The organism is Streptomyces sp. NPDC007929 (genome assembly GCF_042959065.1).
Classification (GTDB): domain Bacteria; phylum Actinomycetota; class Actinomycetes; order Streptomycetales; family Streptomycetaceae; genus Streptomyces.
Genome location: NZ_JBIBKD010000013.1, coordinates 10,988 through 27,010, shown reverse-complemented (window position 1 = coordinate 27,010; position 16,023 = coordinate 10,988). Strand labels below are relative to the sequence as shown.

12 protein-coding genes and 1 pseudogene are annotated in these 16,023 nt (G+C 70.5%); 5 read left to right on the top strand and 8 right to left on the bottom strand.

Annotated features, from left to right (window positions below; genetic code table 11):
• Positions 1-7: 7 nt before the first annotated feature.
• Together ACFZDE_RS33885 and ACFZDE_RS33880 are read left to right on the top strand one after the other, a co-directional pair.
• On the top strand, positions 8-1,513 hold the full coding sequence (locus ACFZDE_RS33885; RefSeq protein WP_391206712.1) for a glycoside hydrolase: 1,506 nt from the start codon (positions 8-10) through the stop codon (positions 1,511-1,513).
• A gap of 12 nt (positions 1,514-1,525) precedes the next feature.
• Entirely contained in the window at positions 1,526-2,473 is a 948-nt protein-coding gene (locus tag ACFZDE_RS33880) for an SUMF1/EgtB/PvdO family nonheme iron enzyme (RefSeq protein WP_391206708.1), read from the top strand.
• Positions 2,474-2,483: 10 nt separating this feature from the next.
• Here the strand turns inward: ACFZDE_RS33880 and ACFZDE_RS33875 are convergent, their stop codons facing one another.
• From ACFZDE_RS33875 to ACFZDE_RS33850, 6 genes are all read right to left on the bottom strand, one after another.
• Entirely contained in the window at positions 2,484-4,736 is a 2,253-nt protein-coding gene (locus ACFZDE_RS33875; protein WP_391206703.1) for an FAD-dependent oxidoreductase, read from the bottom strand.
• A gap of 91 nt (positions 4,737-4,827) precedes the next feature.
• Positions 4,828-6,576: a beta-galactosidase gene (locus ACFZDE_RS33870; RefSeq protein WP_391206698.1), complete on the bottom strand. Its 1,749-nt coding sequence runs from the start codon at positions 6,574-6,576 to the stop codon at positions 4,828-4,830.
• A 45-nt stretch (positions 6,577-6,621) separates the two neighbouring features.
• Positions 6,622-7,578: an SIS domain-containing protein gene (locus ACFZDE_RS33865; protein WP_391206695.1), complete on the bottom strand. Its 957-nt coding sequence runs from the start codon at positions 7,576-7,578 to the stop codon at positions 6,622-6,624.
• Between the two features lie 79 nt (positions 7,579-7,657).
• Positions 7,658-9,001, bottom strand: coding sequence for an extracellular solute-binding protein (locus tag ACFZDE_RS33860; RefSeq protein ID WP_391005079.1), 1,344 nt, complete (start codon positions 8,999-9,001; stop codon positions 7,658-7,660).
• A gap of 59 nt (positions 9,002-9,060) precedes the next feature.
• On the bottom strand, positions 9,061-10,008 hold the full coding sequence (locus ACFZDE_RS33855; RefSeq protein WP_391206692.1) for an ABC transporter permease subunit: 948 nt from the start codon (positions 10,006-10,008) through the stop codon (positions 9,061-9,063).
• Entirely contained in the window at positions 10,008-10,925 is a 918-nt protein-coding gene (locus tag ACFZDE_RS33850; protein WP_391206689.1) for an ABC transporter permease subunit, read from the bottom strand. Before ACFZDE_RS33850 ends, ACFZDE_RS33855 begins: the two co-directional genes overlap by 1 nt.
• A 562-nt stretch (positions 10,926-11,487) precedes the next feature.
• Between ACFZDE_RS33850 and ACFZDE_RS33845 the strand changes: the two genes are divergently transcribed.
• Positions 11,488-12,450, top strand: coding sequence for an MHYT domain-containing protein (locus ACFZDE_RS33845; protein ID WP_391206686.1), 963 nt, complete (start codon positions 11,488-11,490; stop codon positions 12,448-12,450).
• A gap of 187 nt (positions 12,451-12,637) precedes the next feature.
• Here the strand turns inward: ACFZDE_RS33845 and ACFZDE_RS33840 are convergent, their stop codons facing one another.
• Together ACFZDE_RS33840 and ACFZDE_RS33835 are read right to left on the bottom strand one after the other, a co-directional pair.
• Positions 12,638-13,069, bottom strand: coding sequence for an ATP-binding protein (locus ACFZDE_RS33840; protein WP_391206683.1), 432 nt, complete (start codon positions 13,067-13,069; stop codon positions 12,638-12,640).
• Positions 13,070-13,228: 159 nt separating this feature from the next.
• Entirely contained in the window at positions 13,229-14,206 is a 978-nt protein-coding gene (locus ACFZDE_RS33835; RefSeq protein WP_391206680.1) for an STM4015 family protein, read from the bottom strand.
• A gap of 457 nt (positions 14,207-14,663) precedes the next feature.
• Between ACFZDE_RS33835 and ACFZDE_RS33830 the strand changes: the two genes are divergently transcribed.
• Both ACFZDE_RS33830 and ACFZDE_RS33825 read left to right on the top strand, forming a co-directional pair.
• Complete coding sequence (locus tag ACFZDE_RS33830) at positions 14,664-15,008, top strand: DUF805 domain-containing protein (RefSeq protein WP_391005067.1); 345 nt, start codon at positions 14,664-14,666, stop codon at positions 15,006-15,008.
• A 542-nt stretch (positions 15,009-15,550) separates the two neighbouring features.
• Positions 15,551-15,793: pseudogene (locus tag ACFZDE_RS33825) on the top strand (hypothetical protein); the annotation flags it as partial.
• Positions 15,794-16,023: the final 230 nt, after the last annotated feature.

Sequence of the window (16,023 nt, the reverse complement as noted above, 5' to 3'; positions counted from 1 at the left end):
ACCGAACATGCGCCGCAGAACCCTCTTGGCCGCGGCGGGGGCGGGTGCCCTCGGCAGCGCGCTGTCGACCGGCACCGCACGGGCCGACTCGACGATCACCGTCGACCCTTCCACGACCTACGGCACCTGGGAAGGCTGGGGCACCTCGCTGGCCTGGTGGGCGAACGTGTTCGGGGCGAGCGCCACCTACGCCGACGTCTTCGCCGACCTGTTCTTCACCGACAAGTGGGTGACCTACCAGGGGGCCTCGCGGCCCGGACTCAACCTGGACATCGCCCGCTACAACCTGGGCGCGTGCGGCTGGAACGCCGTGAACGGCAGCACCATGGCCGTCTCGCCCAACATCCCCTGGTTCAAGCAGATCGAGGGGTACTGGCAGGACCCGCGGGACGAGAATCCGGCGTCCACCGCCTGGAACTGGGACGCCGACCGCGCGCAGCGCACCATGCTGCTCAAGGCGGTCCAGCGCGGTGCGCACAGCGAACTGTTCGCCAACTCCCCCATGTGGTGGATGTGCAAGAACCGCAACCCCTCGGGGGCGGCCGCCTCCGGCACCGACAACCTCGCCCCCGAGCACTACCGGCGGCACGCCCTGCACCTGGCGGCCGTCGCGCAGCACGCACGCGACGCCTGGGGCGTCGACTTCGTGTCCGTGGAACCCTTCAACGAACCCAGCTCCGGCAACTGGCGGGCCGACTTCAACCAGGAGGGCTGCTACATGAGCCGGCCGGTGCAGGCCGCCGTACTGCCCGAACTGCGCCGGGAACTGGACCGGTGCGGACTCACCGCCACGAAGATCGCCGCGTCCGACGAGGCGACCGTCGACACGGCGCGCGCGACCTGGGCCGCCCTGGACGCCTCGGCGAAGGCCCTCGTGGACCGTGTCAACGTCCATGGCTACCAGGGCGCGGGGGGCAGCCGGGCCCTGCTCCACCAGGCGGTGGTGACCCAGGCGGGCAAGGGCCTGTGGAACTCGGAGACCGGCACCAACACGGCGAACGGCTTCTCCATGGCCATGTACCTGCTGAGCGACCTCCATGCCCTGCACCCGACCGCCTGGGCCTACTGGCAGCCCCTCGACCCCCACCCCGACTGGGCCATGTTCCACTACACCCCGGCCGCGCAGCGCGACCCCGGCGACCCCGCCCTCGGGGCCACCCTCGCGGCGGTGAACACCAAGTACTACGTGATGGCCCACTTCAGCCGGCACATCCGCCCCGGCATGAAGATGCTCCACACCGGTGTGCCCCATGCCGCGGCCGCCTGGGACGAGACGACGGGGAAACTGGTCATCGTCGTCGCCAACGACTCGACCGTCCGGACCAACCTCACCTTCGACCTGTCCGGCTTCTCGACGGTGACCGGCGGCCCCGGCGGTGTGGTGCCCCGCTGGAACACGGGGGTCGGCGAGAGATACGTACGCCGCGAGGCAGGCGTCACCGGCAAGAGCGTGACGATCCCCATCAACACCAAGTGCGTGCAGACACTGGAGATCGACGGCGTCCGTGGCTAGGGGAGATGGTCCATGACCGCACGCGAGTCCGGCACGTGCTGTTCCCCCGCCGGGGGCGGGGGAACGGCCCCCGCGGCGCCGGTCGCCGTGCCGCGGGGGCGCAGGGCGTCCCGTGCGGGAACGGTGCGGCTGCCGGGCGGCACCTTCCGCATGGGCAACGAGGACACGCACGCCAACCCCGGTGACGGCGAGGGGCCGGTGCGTGAGGTCACCCTCTCGCCGTTCCGCATGGACGAGACCGCCGTGACCAACGCCCGCTTCGCCGCCTTCGTCAAGGACACGGGCCATGTCACGGCCGCCGAGCGGTCGGGCTGGTCCTACGTCTTCGCCGGGTTCCTCACCCCCGAGCGGGTACGGGCCACCCGGAGCGCGGCGGGCACCCCGTGGTGGCGGGGCGTGCCGGGTGCCTGCTGGCGCGCGCCCGAAGGGCCCGGCTCGACGGTCGAGGACCGGGCCCGTCACCCCGTCGTCCATGTGACCTGGGACGACGCACAGGCCTACGCCGCGTGGGCGGGCAAGCGGCTGCCGACGGAGGCCGAGTGGGAGTACGCGGCGCGCGGCGGTCTCGACCAGGCCCGCTACCCCTGGGGCGACGAACTCACCCCGCGCGGCCGCTGGCGCTGCAACATCTGGCAGGGGGAGTTCCCCGTGGTCGACACCGGTGACGACGGACACCTCGGCACGGCCCCGGCCGACGCCTACCGGCCCAACGCCTACGGCCTGTTCAACATGGTGGGCAACGTCTGGGAGTGGGTCGCCGACCGGTTCACCGCCACGCACGACCCCGCCGCGCGCACCGACCCGCGCGGCCCCGCCCAGGGCGGCCTGCGGGTCATGCGCGGCGGCTCCTACCTGTGCCACGACTCCTACTGCAACCGCTACCGGGTGGCCGCCCGCACGGCCAACACCCCCGACTCCAGCACCGGCAACTGCGGCTTCCGCTGCGCCGCGGACCTCTGACGGCGGACGTTCACCGCCGGGGGGCGAAGACGCGCACCCCGACGACGGTGGCCCACTCCGAGCCGTTGGTGGCGTCCACGGTCAGCCGCAGGGCCGTGGCGAGAACCGGCTCCCCGAGCACATGACGGCGCAGGCGTTCACGGTTGTCCCGGACGGCGACGAGAGGGTGCCAGGAACCGTCGACGAGTGCCTCCACCCGGTAGTCCCGCAGCAGTTCCGGCATGACCGGGAACGGCGTGCGGTGGTGGTGCAGGTTCACCAGGTCGATGTCGACGTCGTCGTTGAGGACGAGGTCGAGGGAGCCGATCTCCCGCGCCTCGTCCCAGTCGAGCCGGATCCACGGCCGCGGGTCGGTGGCGAGCGACGCGGAGGACCACATGCGCGGGCCGTGGTACGGGCGTTGCAGCGGCCCGGTCACCTGGCCGGGGGAGTAGGCGGTGCTCTCGCCCTCCACCACGACGGCGGGGCAGCGCCGCCGCAGTTCCTCGGCGGACCAGGCGTTGGACTGCGGCCGCTCGGTGACGGTGCGCGGCGTGCGGCTCACCAGGCCGAGCACCCCGTACGGCCCGGGCCGGTCCACCACGACGAGGGACAGGGCCGGGTCGCGCCGGAGCAGGACGACCACGTTCTCCCCGTCCGGGGCCTTGTGGACGAACGGCGCCCGCACCCAGTGCGTGCCCGGGCCGATCCCGACCGTCGCCTCGTCCAGCTTCTCCACGGGAATGTGGTTCTCACCGCCGCCGGTCGACCACAGCTCCAGCCGTACCCCCGTGGCCCGGGCCGCCTCCACCAGGACCTGGACGCACTCCACGGCCGGTTCGACCGGCAGGAGGATGCCCACGTCCCGGCCGTCGAGGGAGAACCGGCTGGTCTCCTCGCCGGGGCGGGGCCGCACGCACGGCGCCCCCAGCCGGCTGGAGGCGGTGACCTCAGCGGTCCGGGCGAGGTCGGCCGGGTCGTGCCATCCGACGCCGAGCAGCGAGGCGTCGTGCCGCAGCAGGGTCTGCTGGAGCAGGTCGATGCGGTCGCCGGCCAGCTGCCGGGGCGACAGGCCCTCCCGGACGCACAGGGCGGCCGCCGTGCCCGCGGCCTCGCCGGTGACCGCGCAGGTGGCCATGACGCGGGTGGTGCCGAACGCCACATGGGTGGCGGAGATGTCACGGCCCGCCAGGAGCAGATTGCCGACGTTGCGCGAGTACAGGCTGCGGAACGGGATGTGGTACAGCCCCGCCGCGAACAGGTGCTTGGAGCCGTCCTCCTCGGCGTACATGCCACCGGCCGGATGCAGGTCGATGGACCAGCCGCCGAAACCGACGGCGTCGGGGAAGCGCCGCTGCTCGATGATGTCCTGCTGGGTGAGCACATGGTCCCCGACGAACCTGCGGTACTCGCGCTTGCCGGGCACCGAGCCCACCCACTCCAGGGTCAGGGTGTCGGCGTCGTACTTCCCGGAGTTCTTGATGTGGTCCCAGATCCCGTAGATCACGGCCCACAGTTCGTCACGGATCTCCTCGTGGTCGGCGACGGCGTCGCGGTCCCCGCCGTACTCGATCCACCAGTAGTCGCAGCCGTTGGCCGTCGTGCGGATCGGGCGGTTGCGCACGATCGAGGTGGCCGAGATGTCCTTGGTGATGGACGGCGGGACGAAGCGCACCGGTGCGCCGGTGTCCTTGGTGTAGAAGAACATCGTGCTGCCGAGCATCTCCGAGTCGGGCAGGTCGGGGGCCCACTCCTCGCCGTACTCGTGCGCCGCCTCGCGGCCGGTGCGGAACCAGGCGCCGGCCTGCGCGCCGACCAGCCCGTCACCGGTGGCGTCGACGAAGACCGGCGAGGTGAAGCGGATGATCCGCTCCGAGCCCATCTGCCAGCCGGTGACGGCGCGCACGCTCCGCGCGTCGTCGGGACCGCCGGCCTCCACCTCGCGCACATCGGTGTTGAGGAAGAGCCGGATGTTCGGCTCGGCGCGCACCGCGTCGTGCACGACCTGGTCCCACAGGAAGGGGTTGCCCTCGGGGTTGCGGTACTGGTTCTCCCGGAACAGCTCGCCCATGACACCGGTCTCGCGGGCGTACTTCTGGGCGCCGTGCGCGCTGGCGCCGCACACCCACACACGGATCTCGCTGCTGGCGTTGCCGCCGAGGACGGGACGGTTGTTGATCAGAGCCACTGTGGCACCGGTCCGGGCCGCTCCGATGGCGGCCGCCACACCCGCGAGGCCTCCCCCCACGACGGTGACGTCGGTCTCGACCGATTGCCGCTGCATGTCTGCTCGCTTTCCTGAAATTCACTACCGCTCGAAGGGTGCTCACACCCGGATGCCGTAAAAGATTTGCCTCGGGGGGCGGATGAACCGGCTACTCCGCGGGACCCAGGTCGGGTCTGTCCCGCAGATGCGCCACCGGAGTGTGCACGCCGTGCAGTTCGAGCAGTACGATCTCGTTCACGCCCCGGCGCAGCACCGGCCCGGGCACGTACAGCGAGTGCTGCGGGCCCCGGGACCAGTACCGGCCGAGGGCGAAGCCGTTGATCCAGGCGTTGCCCTTGCTCCAGCCGGGCAGATGGAGATACGTGTCGGCGGGGTCCGCCACCTCGAACGTGCCCCGGTGGAAGGCCGGTCCGGTCTCCACGGCCCCCTCGCCGAACCGCACGTCCGCCAGGGTCGTCAGCGGCAGGGGAGTGCTGCTCCAGTCGGTCAGCTCCGCGCCGTCGAAGGAGACCGGTCCCTCCAGTCCCTTCCAGTCCCGCAGCCCGGCACCGTAGTTGACGCGGCCCTGGTTCTCGACGAGGAGGGCGAGCCGGCTGCCGGGGGCCGGTGACCTCAGGCCGAGGGCCCGCTCGTGGTTCTCACGCTCCAGCGTGCCGACGGGCTGCCCGTCGACGAACACCTGCGCCCGGTCACGCACTCCGGACAGCCGCAGCGTGCCGGGTCCCTCGGCGGGCAGCACCGTCTCGTACAGGACGAACCCGAAGTCCTGCCCCAGCTCCTCCATGGTGAGCGGCCGGTCGGCACGCCGCGGGGCGCCGAGCCGGGCCGCCTGGGCCAGTAGGGAGGCGCGTTCGGTCAGCGCGATGCCCGGGAGGCCGAGCTTGCGGCCGGCCGGGGGCACCGGCTCCGCGGGCAGGGGCGCGTACGCGGCGATGGTGTCGCGGAAGCGCCAGAACTTCTCGGTGGGGTCTCCGGCTTCGTCCAGCGGCGAGTCGTAGTCGTAGGAGGTGACGGTGGGCCGGTAGCGGCCCTTGTCGTTGGCGCCGTTGGTGAAGCCGAAGTTGGTGCCGCCGTGCAGCATGTAGATGTTGACCGACGCCCCGCACGCCAGGATCTCGTCGAGCGTGGCGGCCTTGTCGGCGGCCGGGCGGGTGCCGTGCCCGCCGCCCCAGCGGTCGAACCAGCCCGACCAGAACTCGGCACACATCAGGGGGCCGGAGGGCTGCTGCTTGCGCAGCGCCCGCAGCTTGGCGGTGGCGTCGCCGCTGAAGTTGACGGTCCGCAGCACGTCCGGCAGACCGCCGTCGGCGAGGTCGTCCGCCTGGTCGGAGGTGAACAGCGGCACGTCCACCCCGCCCTCGCGGAGCAGGGCGACGAGCCGTTCGAGGTAGGCGGTGTCCCGCAGGCCCGAGGCGCCGTACTCGTTCTCGACCTGGACGGCGATCACCGGGCCGCCCCGCGTCGCGAGGTGGTCACGCAGCAGCGGCAGCAACTGCCCGAAGTAGGCCGCCACCGGCCCCAGATACGCCGGATCGGCGGTGCGCAGCCGGATGTCCGGATCGGCGAGCAGCCAGGACGGCAGGCCGCCGGCCTCCCACTCCGCGCAGATGTAGGGGCCGGGCCGGAGCAGCACATGGAGGCCCTCCGCGGCGGCGAGATCGAGAAAGCGGGGCAGGTCCAGGCCCCCGTCCAGCACGAGCGGGCCGTCGCGGCGCGGCTGGTGGAGATTCCACGGCACATAGACGTCGACCGTGTTGAGTCCCATCAGACGCGCCTTGTGCAGCCGGTCGGCCCACTGCTCGGGGTGGACGCGGAAGTAGTGCAGGCTGCCGGAGATGATCTGGAGCGGTTCGCCGCCGAGGCGGAACTCGTCGCCGGATATGGTCAGTTCGGGCATGAGTGGGGTGTCCGTCCGGGTCTGGCGCAAGGCGTAGGGGGCGGGTCAGTGCATCGTGTCGTTGAAGAAGTCCTGGCCACGGGCAGTGGCTGAGGGGCCGTCGCCCGGGCTCATCCGGTCATAGATCCGGTCGGGGACGCGCTGGGCGACCAGCGCCCACAGCAGGGCGCCCACCAGGGAATCGCTCGACCTCCCGGCGAAGTAGTCCGTCCAGGAGTTCCCGGTGCCGGTACCGGTGTTCAGCGCCACGTCGACCGCGCCGGCGAGGGACGAGGCCGGGTCGCCGGTGATCACGGCGGTCAGGGCGCCGTGATCCCGGGCCACCTCGACGAAGCGCACCGGGTCCTCTCCCTCACCGGAGCGGGAGATCACCAGCGCCACATCGCCCTGGGTGAGCAGGCTCGCGCCGACCTGCGCGAAGTAGGAGCCCTCGCCGAACCAAGCGGGGATGCCGATGCGGAACAGCCGCAGATACAGCTCCTGGGCCGGCGGGGCGTCGCCCCACTCGCCGAAGAGCTGCACCCGTCCGGCCGAGGCGATACGGTCCGCCAGCCGGGCCATGGCGTCGAGATCCACCGACGCCATGGCGTTGCGCGCCGCACTGAACTGGTTGGCCGCCAGGGTGCTGAGGACCTTCGCCGGCGGGTCCTGGGGGGTGATGGCGGACCCGATGTCCTTCTCCCACCCGGCCTGTACGTCCCGCCCGTGCTCCCGGGCGAGGGCGGCGCGCAGCTCCGGGAACCCGTCGAAACCGAGGGCGGTGGACAGCCGGGTGATGGTCGCCGCCGAGGTACGCGCCTCCTCCGCGAGCCAGGTGATGGAGCTGCGGCCGGCCCCGGCGGGATCGCGCAGAATCACCTCGGCGACCCGCAGCTTGGCTCCGGTGAGCCCCGGCAGCGCGGTGCGCAGCAACTCCAGCGGGCTGGCCTCGCTCACCCCCTCGGAGCGCCACCCCCGGGCGGAGGCGGCCGCGTCCGGGGCCGAGTTCGGGTCATGGCTCACGAGCTGCTCCCCCACACTGACGCGAACACGGTCGCCCTCCTCCACGCTGCTTTCGACAGGACTGACAGGTTATGCCTGCTCAGCCGATGGTGAAGCCCTGTTCCTCGCCGTAGCGGACCAGCTCCCGCTGCCAGGCGTTCAGACCGTCCTGGAGCTTCATGGAGCCGGTGAACGCCTTGCCCACCTTGTCGTTGAAGATGCTCGTGGCGTACACGTCGTAGGGCAGGTACTGCCAGCCCGGACGCACATCGGCGAGGGAGTCGGTGAAGACGCGGTTCACCTCCTGGCCGCCGAAGTACTCGTCCTTCTGCCCGAGGAACTCCTCGGATGCGAGGACGGCGGCCCGGGCCGGGAACGAGCCGGACTTCTGGGCGATGTCGGCGCCCTTCTCGGCGCTCGCGTAGCGCAGGAACGCCGCGGCGGCGAGCTGGTTCTTGCTCTGCTTCATCAGGGCGAGGCTGCCGCCGCCGTTGACGGAGCTCACGGGCGTGCCGTCGAAGGTGGGCAGGGGGGCCACCCGCCAGTCACCGGCGGCGTCGGCCACCCCGGACTTGAGCGTGCCGCTCATCCAGGCCCCGCACAGCAGGGTCGCGATGTTGCCCTTGGCCAGGCCCTTGTACCACTCGGGGCTCCAGCCGGCGACCGGCGACAGGAGCTTGTCGTCGAGGAGCTTTTGGTACATGGACGCGTACCGCTTGGTGCCCTCGTCCTGGAGGTCGATGCTCACCTTGTCGCCCTGCACCCCGAACGGCTTGCCGCCCGAGGCCCAGATCAGGCTCTGGGTGAGCCCGGCGTTGCCCTCGTCGGCGGCGATGTAGGTGTCCGGGTCGGCGGCCTGCAGCTTGCGGGCCGCCTCGATGTACTCGTCCCAGGTGGCCGGCACCTCGATGTCGTGCTTGTCGAAGACCTTCTTGTTGTAGAACAGCGCCATCGGGCCCGCGTTGAGCGGAAGTTCGTACAGGCCGCCGTCGATGTTGACGGCGTCCCAGGTGGCCTTGGTGAACTTCTTCTCCAGGGCGTCGAAGCCGAAGGTGCGCAGATCGACCAGCGAGCCGGGCATCGCGAACTGGGGGAGGGCGCTGTACTCGACGGTGGCCAGGTCGGGCCCGCCGTCGCCCGCCTTGATGGCGTTCTGGAGCTTGGTGTACTGCTCCGCACCGGTGCCGACGTTCTCGACCTTCACCTTGATCTTCGGGTGTTCCTTCTGGAACGCCTTGGCGACGTCCGGGAGGCTCGCCGACCAGCTCCAGACGGTGATCGTCGTCGGCTTGTCGAGCGCCTTCTGGATGTCCGCCTCGCTGTGGGCCGACGGCTTGGACGCGCTGTCGCCGCCGTCGCCGCCGCAGGCGGTCAGGCTCACCGCGGTGAGGGCCGTGCCGAGCAGCACGGCGGTGGTTCTGAGCAGGCCGGATCTGTGAGTCATGGTGATGTCCTCGAATCGGGGAGGCAAGGGGACGGCGTCGACTGCCCGCCGTGGTGGTGTCAGCCCTTGGTGCTGCCGGCGGCCAGGCCGGACTGCCAGAAGCGCTGGAGGGTGATGAAGACGATCACCAGCGGAATGATCGTCAGAAGCGAGCCGGTGATCACGAGATGGGTGATGACCTCGCCGTCGGCGGTGTGCGCCTGGGCGTTCCACTGGTTGAGCCCCACGGTCAGCGGGAACCACCGGGGGTCGTTGAGCATGATCAGCGGCAGGAAGTAGTTGTTCCAGGCGCTGACCACCTCGAGCAGGAAGATGGACAGCAGGGCGGGGGAGAGCAGCCGCAGCGCGATGGTGAAGAAGATGCGGAAGTCGCCCGCCCCGTCGACGCGGGCGGCGTCGATGATCTCGTCCGGGATGGCCTCGTCGGCGTAGCTGTACAGCAGGAACAGGCCGAAGGGGGTGACGAGCAGGGGGACCAGCACCGACCAGGGCGTGTTGGTCAGTCCCAGCTCGCCGAAGAGCAGGAACGCCGGCACCGCCAGCGCCGTGCCGGGTACGGCGACGGCTCCCACCACGACGGCCAGGAAGGCACGCCGGCCGGGGAAGTCGTACTTGGCGAGCCCGTACCCGGCGAGCGCGGCCAGGAGGGTCGCGCCGACGGCGCCGATGGCGACGTACAGCACGGTGTTCGCGAGCCAGCGCAGGTAGATGCCGTCGTTGTAGGTGAGGACGCCGGTGATGTTGTCCCAGAGGGCGAAGTCGTCGCCGAACCAGAGCCCGAAGGTGGAGAACAGCTGGTCGCGCGACTTGGTGGAGTTGACCGCGAGCCACACCAGCGGCATCAGGCTGTACAGCAGCGGCAGCGTCATCAGCGCGGTCAGCAGGGCCGAACGGCGGGTCCTGGTCCCACTGCCGGTCCGGCGGCGGCGGGCCGGGCCCCGGCCCCGCCTCGCCGCGGGTACGGCCGGCGCCGTGGCGCGGACGGGATTCTCCTTCGCGGTCAGCATCACGCTGCCCCTCTCATGCCCCGGCGCTGCACGACGAAGGCGAACAGGCCGGTCACCACGCCCATGATCACCGCGACGGTGGCGGCGGCGTTGTACTGCTGCCCGTTGAACGACAGGCTGTAGGCGTACATGTTGGGCGTGAAGTCGGTACTGATGACGTTGGGCACCAGGCCGCGCAGGATGTTCGGCTCGTTGAAGAGCTGGAAGCCGCCGATGACGGAGAACATCGTGGTCACCGCGAGCGTGGAGCGGATGGCCGGCAGTTTGATGTGGGCGATGACGTGCCAGGTCCTGGCTCCGTCGAGCTTGGCCGCCTCGAAGATCTCGGCGGGTACGGCCTTGAGCGCCGCGTAGAACACCAGCATGTTGTAGCCGACGTACAGCCACAGCACGATGTTGCCGATCGACGGCAGGATCAGTGCGCTGGACAGCGGGTCGGGCAGGTCGATGCCCAGGTACTGCCTGACATCGCCGACCAGGCCGAACTGCGCCCCGTAGATGTAGCCCCACAGCAGGGTGGCCACCACGCCCGGCACCGCGTAGGGGAGGAAGAGACCGAGCCGGAAGACGGTCGGCGCGTAGAGCCTGGCGCTGTCGAGCGCCAGGGCGGCGGCCAGCGCGAGAAGCATCATGAGCGGCACCTGCACGAGCAGGTAGAGCCCGACCCGGGTGACCGCCGACCAGAACCGGGGGTCGTTCAACTGGTCCTGGTAGTTGTCGAGCCCCACGAAGGACACACCGCCGATGAGGCGCTCCCGGAAGAGGCTCAGACCGAGGGTGTAGAGGATCGGGGCGACCACGGCGAGCAGGAACGGCACCGTGAACGGCAGGACGAACGCCCATCCGGTGAGCCGTCGCCGCAGGGGGCGGCGCGGGGCCGCGGGCGCCCTGAGGGCGGAGAGGCCCGACTTCTTCATAGGTACTCCAGAGAGCTGCTGAACCGCACGACGGCAGGAGCCTGGCGGGCCGCGACCGGCCGCCGAGCGAGCTCAAATTTATTTCATGACGAGACCATCTGTGTAGCCCTACGGATAATTATTTTCACGCGGCCTCTGCGCGCCTCCACGAGACCACGCCCCCGCGAGCTCCGGTACCGGGACTTCCCCTAGGCAGGACGAAGGGCGCCCCCGCCGCCGGGACGCCCGAGTTCGTGCGGTGCGGCTCACCTCACCCGCGAGGCGCGGCCGCGGGGCCGCCGGTTGCCCGGCCGACCGGGGAGCCGGAGAGCCGGGGTGCGGTCAGAAAGCCAGGACGCCGAGGAATCCGTGCGCACCCTGTCGGCATGGGCGCTCGCGGGCGCCTCCGGTGTGCCGCCCGGCCACTCCGGGGCGTCGACAATCAGTCAATACGGGCGAGCATTCAGCCCGTATCGCACCATCCTTCGCGGTCATGCTGAAACGATTGATTCGCGAAGGAACGACCGCCTGGCAGCCAAGGTCCGTATGCGCGGGTTCCGTTGCCCGTCCGCGCCGAGGAGAAATGGTGACCGACGAAGTCGAAGGATTCAGATACGGACTGGTGACACCTGTCGCGGCCTACATCATGGCCTGGCTCGGTTCGGCATTGGGGCTCCGGTGCATCGTGCGGACCGTGCATCACGGGCACGGCCGGAAACCCGCCTGGCTGATGCTCGGCGCCACCGCCATGGGATGCGGCATCTGGACGATGCATTTCATCGCCATGGTCGGATTCACCATCAGGAACGTGAATGTCACCTATGACGTCCAGCTCACCGTACTCAGCCTGGTCATAGCGATCGTCGTGGTGAGTATCGGGGTGTTCGTCGTCGGATATCTCGGGGCCGGCAAGTGGACGCTGGGCATCGCCGGACCCATCACCGGAATTGGCGTCGCGGTGATGCACTACCTCGGCATGGCCGCCATGCGCTTCCACGGCGACTTCCGGTTCGACACGTCCACGGTCGTGCTGTCGGTGCTCATCGCGGTGGGGGCCGCCACCGCGGCGCTGTGGGCCGCCGTCACGATAAGGGGCTTCCTGCCGGCCCTCGGCGCGGGTCTCGTCATGGCCTTCGCCGTCACCGGCATGCACTACACCGCGATGGCCGCGGTCAGCTACCACCCGCCCCCCGGGGAGGTCGAAGTGATACACGGTCAGTCCCCGGTGACCCTCATGATGCCCATCCTCGTGGGGCCCGTCTTCGTCCTGATCCTCGCGGCGTGGGTGGTCATGTTCGACCCGCAGCTCGTCGCGGGAGAGGGCGGCCCCCGCCGTACCGGTGCTGACCTGCCCCGGCAGCGCGGCGCGGAGGCGTCCGGTCCCTCCGCGCACGCGAGACAGCGCTCGCACACCGCCCCCGCCCCCGCCCCCGCCCCCGGCGCCGCACCGCAGGGGGCCGCCTGGGTCTGGGACGACGTGGTCCACGGCGTCCCGGACGACGAGGCCGGGGGACGGCCCGGACAGGCCGTCCCCCGGCAGCGGTAGGCGATCAGCGGACGCGGTAGCGGCTGGAGCTGTCACCTGGCGCGCTCACGTCGACGTCGCGCCGGACCACGGACAGCCTCACCCCCCAGCCCTCGTAGGCGAATAGCAGATGCCGTACAGGCCGCGGGCGTGCGTTCCGGCATCCTCCCTGGGACGCACGCCCGCCTCGTCCTCGCCCGGTGGCGGCTCACACGCCCATCGAGAGCGTCACCCGGATGGTCTTGCCCCCGCCGGTGGTGACGACCGTCCAGTCGTCGACGAGTGATGTGACGAGCCCGAGCCCGAAGCCTCCGCAGGAACCCCGCTCCTCGGGCGGTACCAGGAACGGCGCCGTCCGGCTGCGGTCCCCCACCTCCAGCACCAGGTACCCGTCGCACAGGGTCATCGCCAGATGCTCCGGACCGGGCGTGTGCCGGCAGGCATTCGTCACCAGTTCGGACACCACCAGCAGGGCCGTCTCCGCCTGCTCGCTGCGTTCTCCGCCGGGGTCCTTCAGACAGCCCAGGCGAGCGAGGTGAACGGACACGGCACGCCGCGCGCAGCGCACCGCTTGCCCGCTGTTGGACAGGTTCACGATGCGTGCGCCGACGGGTCGTGGCGTACCGAGCGAGACAGACATGAACGTCTCCGAACTCTCTATACATCCATTTCCCTGCTTCTCACCATCAGCCTGGCAGAAGGCATGAAGAACACCCCTAGGGCATCTCCCTCAAGGTGGGCACACCATGCCTGACCTGCCCCGATGCAGGAAACGGGGCGGCCCCGTCGGCCAAGGACGTCATTCCGCCACCGCTACGTAGCGATATTCCTCGTCCTCGTCCTCGGACCGGTCCGCGGCACTCGCGCTCAGGTCGACCCGGACGCCGTGGGACGTCAGCTCCTGCCGGACCCGCTCGGCCACCGGCTCACTCAGATAGTGGTGGTGCAGGTCCAGCTCGGACAGGTGGGTCAGCGGCTGGCCCGCCAGCAGCGCCAGCGCGCCCGCGTCGCTCAACGTGCCCATGGACAGGGCGAGTCCGGTCAGTCTGGACACCACCGGAGCACTCGCGAGGGCGGCGGCGATCTCGTCCTGGATCTCGCTGTTGCGCAGTGCCAGCCGTCGCAGCGCGGGCAGGCGTGCGCCGGTCAGGACCGGCTCCAGGTCGGACACCGTCGCGTCGGCCCCGTACTCCGCACTGCCGAGCCATACGTCCAGCTCCTCCAGGGCGGGGAAGTCGCTCGCCGCCACTCCGCGCACGACCTCGCCGGGCAGTCCACCGGTCTGGATCACCAGACGGCGCAGCGCCGCGTGCGACACGGGAGGGAAGGTCAGGGTCTGCGCGCCGCGCACACCGAACTCCTCCAGCTGCGGGAACGCGGTCAGCAGCCCTGTGACGTCGCCGTGGCTGATCCAGGAGATCTCGCAGTCCTCCCTGTTCATGTCGCCCACGAACAGGGAGCGCAGAGCCGGCAGACGGCCGGCCGCTGCGACCAGGGCGTCCATGGCCTCCGTGTTGGGCCCGTCCGTCTCTATGACGCAGGCCTCCGGCCAGATGCCGACCAGGAGGGCACGGACCCGGGACAGGTCGACGGCCTGCGCGAACCGGGCGAAGGAACGCGCCCATTCCCCCATCTCGACGTCGAAGTAACCCTCGGTGGAAATCCGCCACGCGACGGCGTCCGCCGCGGGCAAGGAGGCCGGCAACTCCTCTTCCAGCAAAGGGAATTCGTAGGTGGGAAGCCCGCCCCAATGGGGGTGGCGTTCGGTGTAGTACATACGCGCGGCTCCGAGAGGTCGGGGGAGGACATGGCCCGTCCGTTCTAGCAAGCCCCACTGACAACGAGCCCCGGCGGGTCCGTGCGACGGCGATGCCGGCCCATGGTGTCCAACCCCCTGCGCCCTGAGGATCGTCGAGGCGGCCCGAGAGTGGCAGGCCCGGCGAGCGGAGTCGCCTCGGCTGATTCCGGAGTCACGCCGTATCGCCGGATCAGAAATGTTCACCTCCGCCGCGCAATTGACCCGCCCACACGTGCTCCCCGCCCTCGCGCGCTATACGATTCCCGGTTCTCATTTCTCCGCCCCGCCGAGATGAATCGCCCGATATCGCGCGGCGAGCCACTCGGCGGCAGGCGATGAACAACCGGGATGTCAGTGCCCAGTGTTAGCGTGCGGCCGATCGATTTGCTCGGGGGTTTCTCTTTCCCCCAGTCCGCATTCCCTTCGTGGAGAACTCATGAACTGGTATCTCGCCGCCCTCAAGAAGTACGCCACATTCTCCGGCCGCGCCCGGCGCAAGGAATTCTGGATGTTCGCCCTGTTCCACTCCCTGGCCGTCCTGGTGGCGGGCATCCTCGACGCCGTCCTCGGCTGGGGACTGTGGCTGACCATCGTCTACGCCCTCTTCTCCTTCGTCCCGACCCTGGCCGTCTCGGTCCGGCGCCTGCACGACACCGACCGCACGGGCTGGTGGCTGCTCATCGGCTTCGTCCCGCTCGCCGGCATAGTGCTGTTCGTCTTCGACGTCATCGAGGGAACGTCCGGTGGCAACCAGTACGGCCCCGACCCCAAGGGCGCGTAGCGACGTACCGCTTCTGCCCCACCGCGACACCGGCACTGCTCACCGGCGGTAAGCGATCCACCGCCCGTCGGATGACGCCGTCGAGGAGGCCGGGCCCCGCCGATGCCGAGTCCGTGCGACGGGCGGCCGACCCGCAGCCGGGCTCGGCACCCTCGGGGCTCTACGCCGCTGACCTGCTCTTCCGTGGGAAGGAGAGGAGCAGAAACCCGGCGTCGTAGAGCCGCTGTGCCGTGGGCGCAGGGCCGCGCACCACCGCCGCCGGGCGCACCGCGCGTGCCCTGGGGGGACCGGACGCGGCCGGACCAAGTGATGAACGGTCATGTCACCCACCGCGTAACCCCGACCGAAACGGGGAGCGGCCGAGTCACAGGGAGCAGTACGGCATGTCTCGTAGACGACGAATGACCCGCCATCACAAGCTGATTCTCACGGCGGGGGCAGCCTGCCTCGCCGCCGGCGCGGTGGCCGTGACAGTGGGCACGAGCCAGGCGACGAACAAGACGACGAACAAGACGACCAGAGCGACGACCACATCGACGAGCCAGGTGTGCGCGGGTTCGACGGTGACGTTCTCCAACGACCCCGCGGGTGCGCCCGCGGCGACCAGTGACCGCTTCCCGGTGGGGACGCGGTTGAAGGTGACGAACCTGGACAACGGCCGGTCGGCGACGGTGCGTGTTGCGGGCCCGTCGGGGAGCTGCGCGCTGCTGAACGAGTCGGCTTTCGAGCAGGTCCGTGAGCCGGGCAAGAACCTGATCCGCAAGGCGCGGATCGAACGCGTCGGTGGTGGGCAGGGCGGTGCCGGCACCGGGGCTGGTGCTCCCGCGACGGTGGCGCCGTCCGGCGAGCAGGTGTGCGCGGGTTCGACGGTGACGTTCTCCAACGACCCCGCGGGTGCGCCCGCGGCGACGAGTGACCGTTTCCCGGTGGGGACGCGGTTGAAGGTGACGAACCTGGACAACGGCCGGTCGGCGACGGTGCGTGTTGCGGGCCCGTCGGGGAGCTGCGCGCTGCT

What these genes read in the sequence shown, in the direction of transcription:
- ACFZDE_RS33885 (WP_391206712.1), top strand. Translation starts at nt 8, where the DNA reads ATGCGCCGCAGAACCCTCTTGGCCGCGGCGGGGGCGGGTGCCCTCGGC.
- ACFZDE_RS33880 (WP_391206708.1), top strand. Translation starts at nt 1,526, where the DNA reads ATGACCGCACGCGAGTCCGGCACGTGCTGTTCCCCCGCCGGGGGCGGG.
- ACFZDE_RS33875 (WP_391206703.1), bottom strand. Translation starts at nt 4,736, where the DNA reads ATGCAGCGGCAATCGGTCGAGACCGACGTCACCGTCGTGGGGGGAGGC.
- ACFZDE_RS33870 (WP_391206698.1), bottom strand. Translation starts at nt 6,576, where the DNA reads ATGCCCGAACTGACCATATCCGGCGACGAGTTCCGCCTCGGCGGCGAA.
- ACFZDE_RS33860 (WP_391005079.1), bottom strand. Translation starts at nt 9,001, where the DNA reads ATGACTCACAGATCCGGCCTGCTCAGAACCACCGCCGTGCTGCTCGGC.
- ACFZDE_RS33855 (WP_391206692.1), bottom strand. Translation starts at nt 10,008, where the DNA reads ATGCTGACCGCGAAGGAGAATCCCGTCCGCGCCACGGCGCCGGCCGTA.
- ACFZDE_RS33850 (WP_391206689.1), bottom strand. Translation starts at nt 10,925, where the DNA reads ATGAAGAAGTCGGGCCTCTCCGCCCTCAGGGCGCCCGCGGCCCCGCGC.
- ACFZDE_RS33845 (WP_391206686.1), top strand. Translation starts at nt 11,488, where the DNA reads ATGGTGACCGACGAAGTCGAAGGATTCAGATACGGACTGGTGACACCT.
- ACFZDE_RS33840 (WP_391206683.1), bottom strand. Translation starts at nt 13,069, where the DNA reads ATGTCTGTCTCGCTCGGTACGCCACGACCCGTCGGCGCACGCATCGTG.
- ACFZDE_RS33835 (WP_391206680.1), bottom strand. Translation starts at nt 14,206, where the DNA reads ATGTACTACACCGAACGCCACCCCCATTGGGGCGGGCTTCCCACCTAC.
- ACFZDE_RS33830 (WP_391005067.1), top strand. Translation starts at nt 14,664, where the DNA reads ATGAACTGGTATCTCGCCGCCCTCAAGAAGTACGCCACATTCTCCGGC.